Source organism: Aestuariivirga litoralis (assembly GCF_015714715.1).
Taxonomy (GTDB): Bacteria; Pseudomonadota; Alphaproteobacteria; order Rhizobiales; family Aestuariivirgaceae; genus Aestuariivirga; species Aestuariivirga litoralis_A.
In genome coordinates, this window is record NZ_WAHS01000002.1 from 188,024 (window position 1) to 200,968 (window position 12,945).

General features: G+C 57.5%; 18 protein-coding genes. 3 read left to right on the top strand and 15 right to left on the bottom strand.

Annotated features, from left to right (window positions below):
* Positions 1 to 10: 10 nt before the first annotated feature.
* Positions 11 to 652, top strand: a complete 642-nt coding sequence (locus tag F8B91_RS12595; RefSeq protein WP_196504180.1) for a hypothetical protein — start codon at positions 11 to 13, stop codon at positions 650 to 652.
* On the opposite strand, the gene F8B91_RS12600 is transcribed toward F8B91_RS12595, so the two are convergent.
* The gene (locus tag F8B91_RS12600; RefSeq protein WP_196504181.1) at positions 653 to 1,378 is read right to left on the bottom strand and encodes a hypothetical protein; all 726 of its coding nucleotides are present in this window, start codon (positions 1,376 to 1,378) and stop codon (positions 653 to 655) included.
* Between the two features lie 93 nt (positions 1,379 to 1,471).
* Here F8B91_RS12600 and F8B91_RS12605 point away from each other — a divergent pair, with 93 nt between their 5' ends.
* Positions 1,472 to 1,762, top strand: a complete 291-nt coding sequence (locus tag F8B91_RS12605; RefSeq protein WP_196504182.1) for a Dabb family protein — start codon at positions 1,472 to 1,474, stop codon at positions 1,760 to 1,762.
* Complete coding sequence (locus F8B91_RS12610) at positions 1,759 to 1,950, top strand: DUF3329 domain-containing protein (protein WP_196504183.1); 192 nt, start codon at positions 1,759 to 1,761, stop codon at positions 1,948 to 1,950. Before F8B91_RS12605 ends, F8B91_RS12610 begins: the two co-directional genes overlap by 4 nt.
* Positions 1,951 to 1,964: 14 nt before the next feature.
* Here F8B91_RS12610 and preA read toward each other — a convergent pair whose 3' ends face one another.
* From preA to flaF, 14 genes are all read right to left on the bottom strand, one after another.
* Complete coding sequence (gene preA, locus F8B91_RS12615) at positions 1,965 to 3,275, bottom strand: NAD-dependent dihydropyrimidine dehydrogenase subunit PreA (RefSeq protein ID WP_196504184.1); 1,311 nt, start codon at positions 3,273 to 3,275, stop codon at positions 1,965 to 1,967.
* Between the two features lie 84 nt (positions 3,276 to 3,359).
* Complete coding sequence (locus tag F8B91_RS12620; RefSeq protein WP_196504185.1) at positions 3,360 to 4,688, bottom strand: NAD(P)-dependent oxidoreductase; 1,329 nt, start codon at positions 4,686 to 4,688, stop codon at positions 3,360 to 3,362.
* A gap of 96 nt (positions 4,689 to 4,784) precedes the next feature.
* The gene (locus F8B91_RS12625) at positions 4,785 to 6,029 is read right to left on the bottom strand and encodes a M20 family metallo-hydrolase (protein WP_196504186.1); all 1,245 of its coding nucleotides are present in this window, start codon (positions 6,027 to 6,029) and stop codon (positions 4,785 to 4,787) included.
* A gap of 75 nt (positions 6,030 to 6,104) precedes the next feature.
* Positions 6,105 to 6,809: a hypothetical protein gene (locus F8B91_RS12630; RefSeq protein WP_196504187.1), complete on the bottom strand. Its 705-nt coding sequence runs from the start codon at positions 6,807 to 6,809 to the stop codon at positions 6,105 to 6,107.
* A gap of 3 nt (positions 6,810 to 6,812) precedes the next feature.
* A complete protein-coding gene (locus F8B91_RS12635; RefSeq protein WP_196504188.1) occupies positions 6,813 to 7,283 on the bottom strand; it encodes a hypothetical protein in 471 nt (156 codons plus the stop codon).
* Positions 7,283 to 7,651, bottom strand: coding sequence for a hypothetical protein (locus F8B91_RS12640; protein ID WP_196504189.1), 369 nt, complete (start codon positions 7,649 to 7,651; stop codon positions 7,283 to 7,285). Before F8B91_RS12640 ends, F8B91_RS12635 begins: the two co-directional genes overlap by 1 nt.
* Before the next feature lie 17 nt (positions 7,652 to 7,668).
* Positions 7,669 to 8,181, bottom strand: a complete 513-nt coding sequence (locus tag F8B91_RS12645) for a hypothetical protein (protein WP_196504190.1) — start codon at positions 8,179 to 8,181, stop codon at positions 7,669 to 7,671.
* 66 nt (positions 8,182 to 8,247) lie between these two features.
* On the bottom strand, positions 8,248 to 8,655 hold the full coding sequence (locus F8B91_RS12650; RefSeq protein ID WP_196504191.1) for a hypothetical protein: 408 nt from the start codon (positions 8,653 to 8,655) through the stop codon (positions 8,248 to 8,250).
* Entirely contained in the window at positions 8,655 to 9,413 is a 759-nt protein-coding gene (locus F8B91_RS12655; protein ID WP_196504192.1) for a flagellar biosynthetic protein FliR, read from the bottom strand. Before F8B91_RS12655 ends, F8B91_RS12650 begins: the two co-directional genes overlap by 1 nt.
* A complete protein-coding gene (flhA, locus tag F8B91_RS12660) occupies positions 9,410 to 11,491 on the bottom strand; it encodes a flagellar biosynthesis protein FlhA (RefSeq protein WP_196504193.1) in 2,082 nt (693 codons plus the stop codon). The genes F8B91_RS12655 and flhA overlap by 4 nt, the downstream gene beginning before the upstream one ends.
* An 11-nt stretch (positions 11,492 to 11,502) precedes the next feature.
* Entirely contained in the window at positions 11,503 to 11,769 is a 267-nt protein-coding gene (locus F8B91_RS12665) for a flagellar biosynthetic protein FliQ (RefSeq protein ID WP_196504194.1), read from the bottom strand.
* 6 nt (positions 11,770 to 11,775) lie between these two features.
* Positions 11,776 to 12,174: a flagellar hook capping FlgD N-terminal domain-containing protein gene (locus tag F8B91_RS12670; RefSeq protein WP_196504195.1), complete on the bottom strand. Its 399-nt coding sequence runs from the start codon at positions 12,172 to 12,174 to the stop codon at positions 11,776 to 11,778.
* Positions 12,174 to 12,590 (bottom strand): flagellar biosynthesis repressor FlbT, encoded by a 417-nt coding sequence (locus tag F8B91_RS12675; protein ID WP_196504196.1) that lies wholly within the window; start codon positions 12,588 to 12,590, stop codon positions 12,174 to 12,176. Before F8B91_RS12675 ends, F8B91_RS12670 begins: the two co-directional genes overlap by 1 nt.
* Positions 12,587 to 12,943 (bottom strand): flagellar biosynthesis regulator FlaF, encoded by a 357-nt coding sequence (gene flaF / locus F8B91_RS12680; protein ID WP_196504197.1) that lies wholly within the window; start codon positions 12,941 to 12,943, stop codon positions 12,587 to 12,589. Before flaF ends, F8B91_RS12675 begins: the two co-directional genes overlap by 4 nt.
* Between the last annotated feature and the right edge of the window lie 2 nt (positions 12,944 to 12,945).

The following is a 12,945-nucleotide window of genomic DNA, read 5'->3' on the forward strand; positions in this document are numbered from 1 at the left end:
GCAGCAGATCGTGAGTGCCGTGAAGTACCTGTTCGCAGCAAGCGCGTTCGCCTTGGCCAGTACCCTGCCTGCTCACGCCGCAGATTACTCGGTGGATGGCGTTTTCGTTTTGGAGATGCCAGGCGACAGTGCGACGAAGGAAAGTCCTGCCAATCTGCAGCTCCGCTGCGCGCTGGTGCCCACCGTCAATCACAAGGACGGCACCTTCGCCACCTACTTTCTCGACCGCGAAAAATTCCTGAAGGACGGCACGGTCAGTTACATCCGCAACAATGACGGCGCCTGCAGCATGGATGCCGCAGCATCACTGGAAAGCTGCAAGTCCACATCATACCTCAACACCAGCCGCGCCCCGGAAGCCGACACCTATAATTTCTACAACACCCTGTCGCCTCAGCGGTTGGACGGCGTTTCATTCCCTTCAGTCGACGACTTCAAGGCATGGGATGCTGGTGGCCGCAAGCCGGACAAGGGCGCTTGGGCACAGGATATCTGCGACGGCATCACTATGGAAATGGTCACCAAGCACGAAATCCCCGGCACCAATCCGTTGAGCCCGGAAGAATCCGGCAAGCAGATGTTTTACACCGCCGATCCGAAGCAAGAAGATTATGATCTGGCCGCAAAGGTGATGGCAGCGCTGAAGAAATAATCAGCCGACGAAATCACGCGCCGCGCGCAGCAGTACTTCGCGTGGATTATCTTCAATCACATCACCATGCGAAACGATGATGCGGCGCAAATCCGCAATCGCCGCCCAGTGATGAAATTGCTGAGCGACGGCATTATTGTCGGACACATAGCGCCAGTGCACAAACCGGGACGTGCGCGGCCGGCTCACGCCAAAGCCAAACAGCCGCGCCATGACATTCGCACCCAGCCCCTTGGGGTGGCGCACATTGGCAAGGATATCATTGAGGATCAGCGTCACGCCCTCGGCGCGCCGCACGGAGAGGGTGAACTCATCCAGCTTCATACCATTCACCAGCCCGAAATGCAGCGCGGGGTCATTGATAATATCGCGTGTGGCATCCACCGGTGCGGCCTCGCGAATCACAGCTTCACCGCGCGGTGGCGCGATGATCTTGGCGTCCGGATAGCGCTTCGCCCAGGCATGAACATCAAGCCGGTGACCTTGATTGGGCACGATGATGAAGCGCACCGGCCCTAGGGATTCAATCTGCCCCATTGCAGCTTCATCGAGAGGGACCGCGCTCCAGATGGCACTGCCGCCATCACATAGCTCGACCACCGTCATCCGGCGCGGGAACTGCCCGAGCGGCATGACGATTGAACCCTCAACCGTCATCAGCCCGGTCGCCACTTTGACAAGTGGCCCATGCGGCTGGACGATCCAGTTTTCATTAAGCTTAGGCATATGGACCGAACGGAGCTGAAAGCCCAAAGTTCCGCTGGCGACGGCCCTCATATCCATGCCAAAACGAACGCCTGATCCCAGAGTGAGAACACCATGATCCGCCACACCGCCGTCTTCCGCCTGAAACACGCCGCAGGCTCAGCCGAGGAAGCCAGCTTCCTCACCGCCATCAAGAAGCTCGTCGCCATTCCGGGCGTGGAGAAATTCGAAGTGCTGCGGCAGGTGAGCCCCAAAAACGAATTCAAATTCGGCGTGTCGATGGAGTTCAAGGACCAGGCGGCATACACCGGATATAATGATCACCCGGACCATGTGGCCTTCGTGCAAACACGCTGGATCCCAGAAGTGGCGGCCTTCACCGAGATTGATTACGTGGCGCTATGAATATCAACGAAAACCCGTTTTACCGGCCGCTGTGGCGGCGCATCGCCATCCTGGCGGTCACTGGTGGCTGGGCATTTTATGACGGAGTCATTGCCCGCGAACCCATATGGACCATGGTCTGGGGAGCGATCTTTGTCTATTCGTTCTACGCCTTCATCATCAACTATCCGAAACAGCCGAAGGAATAGCAGGCAGCGGAAAACTATTCCGCCGCCACCTTGCGCATCGGATTGTTCGGGTGCTGCGTCCAGTTGCCATATTCCGGATTGATCGGCTTCTTGGTGCGCTCATCAATGCCTGACGTCTGCCGTTCCATGGTGATGCAATTTTCCACCGGGCACACTTCGATGCACAGATTGCAGGCCACGCATTCATCATTCATCACTTCGAAGTGACGCACACCATCCTTCTCTTTCATGATGGCCTGATGTGACGTGTCCTCGCAGGCCGCATAGCAGCGCCCGCACTTGATGCAGGCGTCCTGGTCGATCTTCGCCTTGGTGACGTAATTGAGATTGAGATATTGCCAATCCGTGACATTGGGCACCGCGCGGCCCCGGAAATCCTCAATCGAAGTATAGCCCTTCTCATCCATCCAACGCGACAGGCCGGATTCCATTTCGCTCACGATGCGGAACCCGTAAGTCATCGCCGCCGTGCACACCTGCACATTGCCGGCGGACATGGCGATGAATTCCGCCGCATCGCGCCAGGTGGTGATGCCACCGATCGCGGAGATCGGCATGCCGTGTGTCTCCTTGTCGCGCGCGATTTCCGAAACCATCGAAAGCGCAATCGGTTTCACCGCCGGCCCGCAATAACCGCCATGTGAGCCCTTGCCGTCAATCGTCGGCATCGGCGCAAATGAATCGAGATCGACATGGGTGATCGAATTGATCGTGTTGATCAGCGACACCGCATCAGCGCCACCTTTCAGCGCCGCGCGTGCGGGTTTGCGGATGTCAGTGATGTTCGGCGTAAGTTTCACAATGACGGGCATGCGCGTATATTGCTTGCACCAGCGCGCCACCATTTCGATATATTCAGGCACCTGCCCCACGGCGGCACCCATGCCACGTTCCGACATGCCATGCGGGCAGCCGAAATTCAGCTCAATGCCATCAGCCTCAGTGTCTTCGATCTGGCTGAGAATCTTTTTCCACGGTGTCTCCTCGCAAGGCACCATCAGCGAGATCACCACCGCGCGGTCTTTCCAGGCGCGCTTTACGCTCTTGATCTCGCGCAGGTTCACTTCCAGCGGACGATCCGTGATCAGCTCGATATTGTTGAGGCCAAGCAGCCTGCGATCAGCACCATGGATGGCGCCATAGCGCGGGCCGTTGACGTTCACGACCGGCGGGCCTTCTTCGCCCAGCGTCTTCCACACCACGCCGCCCCAGCCCGCCTTGAAGGCACGCACCACATTATATTCCTTGTCCGTCGGCGGCGCCGAAGCCAGCCAGAACGGATTGGGCGATTTAATGCCGATAAAATTCGAACGAAGGTCTGCCACGACAAGATCCTTTCCCTTAGCCCCTCCCCCTTGTGGGGAGGGGTTGGGGTGGGGGTCGCTCAAGCACCCCCACCCGAAACCAAATTACGCTGTCAAAACCGCATGAATGCTCTCAGCTGCGCGCCGCCCGTCATCAACGGCAGCGACGGTGAGCGCCTGATTGCCGGCCACGCAGTCCCCACCGGCCCAGACTTTGGGCCTTGAAGTGCGTTTGTTCTCATCCACCTTGATGCGGCCGCCCTCCAGCGCAATGGCACCACCGTTCACATCCACAAATGTCTGCCCGATGGCCTTGAACACCACATCCGCCGCCATCTGGTACGTTTGCCCGGTGCCCTTCAGCTTGCCATCACTGATCGCCGTACGTTCCACTTCCAGGCCGACAACCTTGCCAGCTTCAGTCACCAGCTTTTTCGGCATCACCCAATCACGCAACATCACCCCATGCGTCTGCGCCAGCTCCTGCTCGAAATCCGAAGCCTTCATCTGGTCCTGCCCGCGGCGATAGAGAATGGTCACTTCCTCAGCACCCAGCAGTTTTGACTGCACGGCAATATCCACCGCCGTCATGCCGCCGCCGATCACTGCAACGGAACGGCCCACTTTCAGTTTGCTCAAATCCTGCGCCTGCCGCAGTTCGGCAATGTAAGCCACGGCATCTTCAACACCGTCCACATCTTCATCGGCAATGCCCAGCGCATTCACCCCGGCATAGCCAAGGCCAAGAAACACAGCGTCGTAATCTTTCTCAAGCTGTGCCAGTTGCAATGACGAACCCAGCGCCTTGCCATATTCGAATTTGATGCCGCCAATGCCCAGCACAAAGGCCACTTCCTTCTGCGCGAAGTCATCAACCGTCTTGTAGGCGGCGATTCCGAATTCATTCAGCCCGCCCGCCTTATTTTTGGCGTCAAACACGGTTACGTCATGCCCATGCATGGCCGCACGATGCGCACATGCAAGCCCTGCGGGGCCTGCGCCCACAACCGCCACTTTCTTTCCAGTAGATTCCGCACGCGTGAACGGATGTTTTTCATGCATCACGCTGTCGGTGGCGTAGCGCTGCAGCAAACCGATCTTGACCGGTTTTCCTTCTGCCACTTCTCTGACGCACACTTCTTCGCACAGCGTTTCTGTCGGGCACACCCGCGCGCACATGCCGCCCAGAATGTTCTGGTTGAAAATCGTCTTTGCAGCAGATTGCGGATGCCCGGCCTGAATCTCGCGGATGAACATCGGAATGTCGATCGAGGTGGGGCACGCCTGCTGGCACGGCGCATCAGCACAGAAATAGCAGCGGTCGCTCTCCACCAGCGCTTCATGATGATCAAGGGGTGGATGGAGATCGGCGAAATTCGCCTGAAGCTGGCTTTCCGTCAGCCGCTTCGCCTGGATATCTGGTGCCTGCGACATGCGCTCCCTCCACCTTATCTGGGTCAAGCAGAGACGCTAACGCGATTTGTCCAACTGGTCAAAATTTATTTAGGAGTGAATTCCCGACTATTTTTCTCAGGAATAAGTGGCGTCATGCGCCAGCACCGCGTTCAGCAGCACCTGCGCCCCCGCCGCACATTCCTCCAGCGTGGTCGACTCCTCTTCATTGTGCGAAATGCCACCCAGGCATGGCACGAAGATCATCGTGGTCGGCGCCACGCGCGCAATATAGGCCGCGTCATGGCCGGCACCTGAAGCCATGTCCCGCGAGGTGAACCCGGCCTGTGCCACGCCCTCGCGCACGCAGGCAATCAACTCGGGCGCGAACTTCACAGCCGGCGAATTCCAGATGCGCTTCTCGTCGATGGAAACGCGCCCCTCCTCCGCGATCTTGTTCACGGCGAGGCGATATTGCTTCTCCATCTTGTCCAGCTCGGCTTCATCCGGGTGGCGCAGGTCGATCGTGAAGAACACTTCGCCCGGCACGACATTGCGGCTGTTCGGCCGGTTCTCGATCAGGCCCACCGAGGCCACACCAGGCAGATGTGCAAAGCCGATCTCGTTGATGGCGTCGATCATCTTCGCCGCCGCCAGCAGCGCATTCTTGCGCAGGCCCATCGGTGTTGCGCCCGTATGGCTCTCCTGGCCCTTCAACGTGATCTCATACCAGCGCATACCCTGCACGCCCGTCACTACGCCAACAACCTTGTTCTCAGCCTCAAGGATCGGGCCTTGCTCAATGTGAAGCTCAAACATCGAACTGAATTTAACAGCACCCGCCTTGTGCTTGCCCTTGTAGCCGATGCGCTCCAGCTCATCGCCCAGCTTGATGCCCTGGCGGTCTTCGCGGCTCCAGGCAAAATCCGGTGTGAACACGCCCGCGTAGACGCCAGAGCACAACATGGCCGGCGCAAAACGCGAGCCTTCTTCATTGGTCCAGTTTGCTATCATGATCGGCGCGTTAGTCTCGTAACCCATATCGACCAGCGTGCGCATCGCTTCCAGCGCCCCCAGCACACCCAATACACCATCAAACTTGCCGCCGGTGGGCTGCGTGTCGAGATGCGACCCCATGGCGATCGGTGCCATATCCCCGCGCTTGCCGGGGCGGGTGGCAAACATGTTGCCTACTTCATCCACCTCGACAGTGCAGCCCAGCTTCTCGCATTCGGCCTTGAACCAGTCGCGCACGCGCTTGTCTTCATCAGAAACCGTAAGCCGCTTGATGCCGCCCTTGGGTGTTCCGCCGAAGGCAGCGGTTTCCATCAGCGAATCCCAAAGCCTCTGTGGATTAATGACAAGATTGGATTTCGCACTCATGGCTCACCTCGGATTGAGGCTCCACTACAGCACGGCTTTGACCCACTGGTCAAAAATGAAATGATCAGAGTGGGATCAGATGATCCAGAGAACCACGGCTGCGACCAGCATGACCGCCAGCACGAAGGGCCAGAACGGTTGTGGCGCATCGTCCTGCACGCGGTCCTGCTTCATGCTTTCCTTCAGGATGCGCAGGCGTACTTCCTCGCCCAGTTCCGAAGGCCAGCCCTGACCGGTGCGCAAGGCATGCTCCACATCCTGCGGCGTGGGATTGTAAGGAAAGGCAAAGCCCGGTGGCATATCCGCTTGCGGGTCGTGATGCGCGCGCGAATTTGCGTCGGCGTGCTTTGGATCGTCTTTCGAAACACCACCAGTACCGCTATTATCATTCGAGGGATAAGTCTCCCACGAACGCCCATGGCGCTGGTGCAGCGCCTGTGCAATCGCATCGGATGTGGCCATCCCCACCCGTACGGAGAAATCGCGCGGATTGATCTCCGGCGCTTCATGCTCAAAATCAGGCCAGCCGGGGCGCTTGATTTCCGTGGTCTTGGTGTCTGTCGTTTTGGTTTCCGGCGGCTTCAGGCTGACCGGGCCGAGTTCACCCTTGCGGATGGCTTCTTCAAGCTTGCCCAGCCGTGAAGAATTATCTTTGGTCTGCAGCAAAATGTCAGCCAGTGCATTCAGCTGTAGCTTCTGCTCACGACCCAATATGCCGCGCTGCGCTTCGTTGCGCAGGAGGCCGATCAGGGCATGAACCGGGTTGACTTGCATGTTCAAAGGTTAGTCTTTTTTGCCAAGGATGTTCTCGCGGATCTTGTCGCTCGGAACATAATTGAACTGGTCCATCTGCACGCTGCTCACGGCTTCAGAACCCAGTTTGCGATTGGCAATGGTGGCAATCAGGTCCGACATCTGCGGCAGGTCCGAAGGCCTGATCGAAGGCACACCGTGATCATAAAACTGATAGGCCGCTTCAAAGGCAGAGCTGACCAGATAGGGCGTAAGGTCAATGCCGGCATTGGTAAGCTTGTGCTTGTCAACCAGGCTCTTGATGCGAAACACCAGATAGCCTTCGAGGTGGTTCTCAACAATGATCGGCGCCGCCGTCATTTCGGTCATCACCTGTTCGAATTCAGGCTTGTCCTTGCCATCATCTTTCTTGGAATCATCTGAAGCGAAAGAAACGCCGAGAAAAGCGCCCACACCGACCATGGCCACGCCCCACAGACCAGCCATGAACATCTTGATCATCAGTCACCCATTTGGTTGCGCGAATAGGTGCCGTCAGCACTTTCCGAAAGTGCAACATTGGTGAGAATTTCGGTAACCTGATTCATCGCGCTGACCTGTGCGCCCAGCAAGGCATGATTATGCGTCACCAGCTGGCGCACGCCGCGCAACCGGTCGCTCATCGCAGCGGTAGCGGATTTATGATCTTCAGCCCGCTGCAGCATCATCAGCTCACGGAGGATCTGGTTCTTGCGGATGATGAACGGGCCATGCTCATAGGCAGCATTTGCCTCCAGCTTGGTGTTTTCTTCCTGCAGCACAGATTCCAGTTTTCCAATAGCGGATTCCAGCGAGGACGTGGTGGCGGCAGTGTCATTAGCAAGTTGCATCAAAGGGCCTCGTTCAATCAGCTTTCGCCAGCAAAGGGCGTGATCTTCATTTCATTGGGTGCGCCAAAGCCCTGGCCGAAAAGGTTCACGGCCTGGCTGGGGGTGGCGCTCGCTTCCTTTCGGTTGAAATTCAGCAGGTCGCCCTTGGCCATGGTCTTGCCCATCTGGTCCACGGCGAAGCTGCGCCAGGTCTCTCCAGCAATGCCGTTGCCATAGACGCTGTTCTCGTCCTTCGGCATCATCGAATCCACCATCTTGGTCATGAGTGCGCCTTCAAGGGCCACCATGGCATCAGCCTTGCGCTTGGCCTGCGGGGCTTGCACCGTGTGGTCGGCGGTGCCGTACAGTCCGCCATCATTGGCATCTGCGATCTGGTTGGTTTTGAGTGGAAGCATCTTCTGCATCAGTGCAGCAAAGGCGGGCTGCTTGGCCTGAAGGGCCTTGGACTGTGCGGTGGCCACCTGAAACCGGGCCGTGGCCTGATCCTGGTTGACTGCACCCATAACGCCCGCAATGACATCGACTGACATGAGATACCCAACTCCCAATATTACCGGAAGGATATGAGAGTGAGCTTGTGCCCACCTTACGAGGACCTAGCGCCGCGCGTTCCGGCGCGGAATTTCTACATCGCCGAGGTCACGGTTGGTCCATTCTTCGATGGACTCGGCCATTTCTTCTTCAAACGCCACTTGCTCAAGCTCCAGCTGGGTTTCTCTTAATCTTTCGATAATGATTTCCAGCTTGGCCTGCTCGAGTTCCGCCGCGGCGAGATCCTTCTCCAGCTTCACCCGCTTGTCGCTAAGATCGCGCAAGGCGCGTGAGATGGAGCTTGGATTGAACAGCTGGCTATTGCCGAACATCTCAATCTTTCCCATCGCGCGTTCGCGCGCTTGGTCACAGGCAGCGATGGCGGTATGGATTTCACCAATGCGAGTCGCTTGCACGGTAGACAATTGTTTGTGGGCGGATGTGAGCCTGCGATTGCGCCGAAGTTCTTCCATCAGATGAATCCACTAGTAATGAATTCGCGGTAGGCATCCACCGCCAGCAGTAAGATAGTCGGGCTCACAATGGCCAGCACCACCAGTGAGACAAAAGTTACAAGCCCGGTGAATGCGAAATACACCGAGAGCTGGGGCGTCATCTTGTTGGCAATGCCAAGGCCAAGATTGATCACGATCGACAATACGATGAACGGGCTGGCCATCTGCAACGCCACTACGGATGAGCGCGAAAGAATTTGCAGCATACGCGGCATGGCCCATTGCATGTCGAGAAACTGCCCCAGCGGAATAGTATCATAGGATCCGATCAGCGCCTGGATGGTGACGAAATGCAAATCGGTAGCGAAGACCAGCGCCGTGAAGCCCATCGAGATCAGGCCGGTCACCTGGCCGCCCGATTCCGGATCGTCCACCGGCGTGCCGGGAATACCGGAAAGGCCGATGGCATTGACAATGAAGGCACCGGCAAAGCGTGCGGCGTGAATGTAGCAATAGCCCCAGAAGCCAAAGACAAAGCCCACCACGACTTCCGACAGTACCTTCCACACCACATCACTGTTTTCCGGTGAAAGACTGGCCCCATCGGGCTTCACCACGAAGGGTGCAATGGCCGCCGATACGGCAAGCGCCAGTAACATGCGCACCATCATCGGATAGCGCGGGCCGGACAATGCAGGCATCGAGGCAAACGCAATGCCAATGCGACACACCACTAGAAAGTAACCGATGAAATAATTGAGCAGAACCGGGGTCACGTGACTGAGCCCAGAATCTCCAGTTTAACCGCGCGCGCCACTTCCATATGCGACAGCACTGGCAGATTGGGGAACACGCGGTCGATCACCATGCGGACATAGGGGCGTGCTTCAGGTGAGCACGACAGCGCAAAGCTCATGCCGGTTTCCAGCTGCTTCTTGATCGCCTTGGTGGCATCGCCAACGAAAGCTTCCAGCTGCTTCGGATCGATGTCGAACTCGATAACTTCGCCCTTGTTGTCGCGGCGCAGGGCCTGCAGGAAGGCGCCATCCCATGTGCTGCCAAGGCGCAGCACGCGCAGCGCACCTTCTTCGCTGATATCGCCGCAAATCTGCTGCGCAATGCGGATACGTACATGTTCAGCGATCAGTTCCGGCTTGCGCGAATGCGGTGCAAATTCTGCCACCGCTTCGAGTATCTGATGCAGGTTGCGGATCGAAACGCGCTCACCGAGCAGCAACTTCATCACCGCCTGCAACGTCGAGAAGGACAGCAAGCTCGGCACGATTTCGTCGAGCAGCTTCTTGTATTCTGGCTCAAGGCTCTCAGTGATACCGCGCATGTCGCGGTACGAGAACAGTAGCGCCAGATTGTTACGAACGACTTCTGAGAGATGAGTCAGCATCACCGACATCGTATCGACCGGCATGAAGCCACCGGCCTGAAGCTCGGTGGAGAACATGTCAGGCACCCACATGGCCTCCAGCCCGAAGGCGGGCTCGCGCACCACATCGCCCGGCACATCGGGCGGGCCCTTGCCTGACGTCACCACCAGCACTTCGCCGGGGCGCAATTCATAATTGGCCACCAAAGTGCCATGCACCTTGATGGCATATTGTTTCGGCGACAGCGTAAGATCGCCGGTCAGCTTGATCTCGGGGATCACGAAGCCATATTCGAGCGCAAACTTCTTGCGCATCTTCATCACGCGCGATGCCAGCTCGCTATGCGAAACCAGCATCGTGGCCGAAAGCTGCCGGCCAAGGCAAAGCTCAATCTCCGCCACCTGCAGCAACTTCTTGGTGTTGGACGTCGCTTCCTGAACTTTGGCCTCATCTGCCGTCTTCTTGGCAGAAGCCACGGCTGTCGCTTCCTGCTTGCGGTTGGTATTGACCAGATAGCCCATGCCACCAAAGGCGCAGGCGATGATAAAGAACGGCAGAAATGGCAGGCCCGGCATCAACGCCATCAACACCAGCATGCCGGAAGCCATCATCAAGGCGCGCGGATAGCCGCCCAGTTGCTTGATGATTGCCTGTTCAATCGTACCCTTGTTGCCGCCTTTGGAAACGAGCAAACCGGCTGCCAGCGAAATGATCAGCGCGGGGATTTGCGTAACAAGGCCGTCACCCACGGTGAGCTTGATATAAGTGTCGGCTGCCGTGGCGGCATCGAGGCCGTGGCGGGTAATGCCGATGATGATGCCGCCGAACGAATTGATGAAGGTGATGATCAGACCGGCAATGGCATCACCGCGCACGAATTTCGAGGCACCATCCATCGAGCCGTAGAAGGAGCTTTCCTGTTCCAGTTCAGAGCGGCGGCGGCGGGCCTCAGTTTCGTCAATCAGGCCGGAGGACAGATCGGCGTCAATCGCCATCTGCTTGCCGGGAATGGCATCCAAAGTGAAACGCGCACCAACTTCGGCGATACGCGTGGCACCTTTCGAGATCACGATGAAATTCACTGTGAGGAGGATGACGAAGACCACCGCACCGATGATGAAATCGCTGCCCATGACCAGATCGGCAAAGCCACCCACCATATTGCCTGCGGCATGCGTGCCTTCAGCACCATGGGTCAGGATCAGACGCGTGGTTGCCACGTTGAGCGCCAGGCGCAACATGGTGGTGACGAGAAGGATCAGCGGGAAGGCAGAGAAATCAAGCGGTCGCTCAATCCACAGCGACACCATCAGGATCAGGATGGCGACGGAGACCGAAAGCGAAAGCGCAACATCCAGCAGGAAGGCGGGGATTGGCACGAACAGAATGCCAAGAATGGCGGCCACGCCAAAGGCAAGGTAGAGATCCGCCGTTTTGCGGGGCGCAAGGCGGGGGGCCTCAATCGTGGTCATGATTTAGCGCTTCAGAAGCCGGTCGCGATGCGGTCATAGGTCGTCTCCGTCAAGGCCTGCAACTGCGCACCCACAAAGGCGGCGGAGGCCATGGCCGACAGGAAGACCACGATCATTTTGGGCACAAAGGTAAGCGTTGATTCCTGGATCTGCGTCAGTGCCTGAAGCAGCGCAATGATGATGCCCACCACCATCGACGGCAGCACCAGCGGCGCGCACATCCAAATGGCGGTCCGCAGCGCGGTCTGCACCAGTTCGAGTGCGTCAACTTCATTCATAGTGGATTACCCGTTAATCGTGATGCCCGTCGAGGGATCAAAGCTATAGCCATTGGTCAACAGGACAGAGGTTCCTGTTGTGGTGATGCTCACGGATTTCACCGTGCCGGAAATATTGCCCACCATATCGGTCACATTCTTGCCGATCAGCGCAGCGCCCGTGGTGGCCTGCTGGTTGCTGATCAATTGCGCAACCTTGTCGTTCAGCTGCACGCTCTGGCCAACCGCGCTGAACTGCGCAAGCTGTGCCAGCATCTGCGTCTGATCCACCGGTGCGGTAGGGTCCTGGTTCTTCATCTGCGCCAACAGCAGCTTGAGGAACGAATTGTAGTCAAGGTTTGCCGAAGCCTGAGCTGCGCTGGTCGAGCTTGATCCAGATGAACCAACGGGTGGAACAGTTGTCATTACGCGGCCTCCGATGAACTGACTTTGGAAAGCGAAACGGAACCCGGCGCATCTTCGTCGAGTTCGAACGAACGGCGCAGCACTTTCAGCGCGCCGAAGAAATCCTGGGCTTCCACCTGCTTTTCGATGGCTTCGATGAATTCCGTGTATTTGGCAGATTTGCTGTTCAGCTTCACACGCACCGAGAAAGCGCGGAACAATTCCATCACATAGGGAACATTGGTGGGGTCCATCAGCATGGACTGCACGATGAAATAGATTTGCTGCAATGGTTGCTTGGCGTCTTCCTGCTGCATCACATGTGCTTCGAGCAGGAATTGTGCATCGTTCAACAGCTCGATCGAGCCGCGGCGGTCCAGACGAATGACCGCCCCGTTCAAAAAGAGCTTCTCGTTGCGCTTGAGGTGGATTTTCATGCGCGCGCCTGAAGCCCCTTGGCGATGATTTCAGAGACTTCGATCAACGGCTGGAAATTCTTCTTCGCACCCTGGCGGACGGATTCGCAGTAATTCAGCGCCCAGATGCCGATGGAAATGATTTTGGCCTTCAGATCAGTCGGCAACAGGTTTTCGCTCGACGCCAAGTCTTCCAGGAACACGCCCCAGAGACGGCTCACGAAGAACATGGCCTCGATTGATTCGCGGCTGGTGATGCCGACGGCTTCCGCCTCCCGCATCAGCTTGATCGAATGATTGAGCGCGCTGACCTCATTCTGCCGGATTCTGGCAGAGGTTTCGCCCGCAACTTCATCATAAAGTTTCTTGTACATGC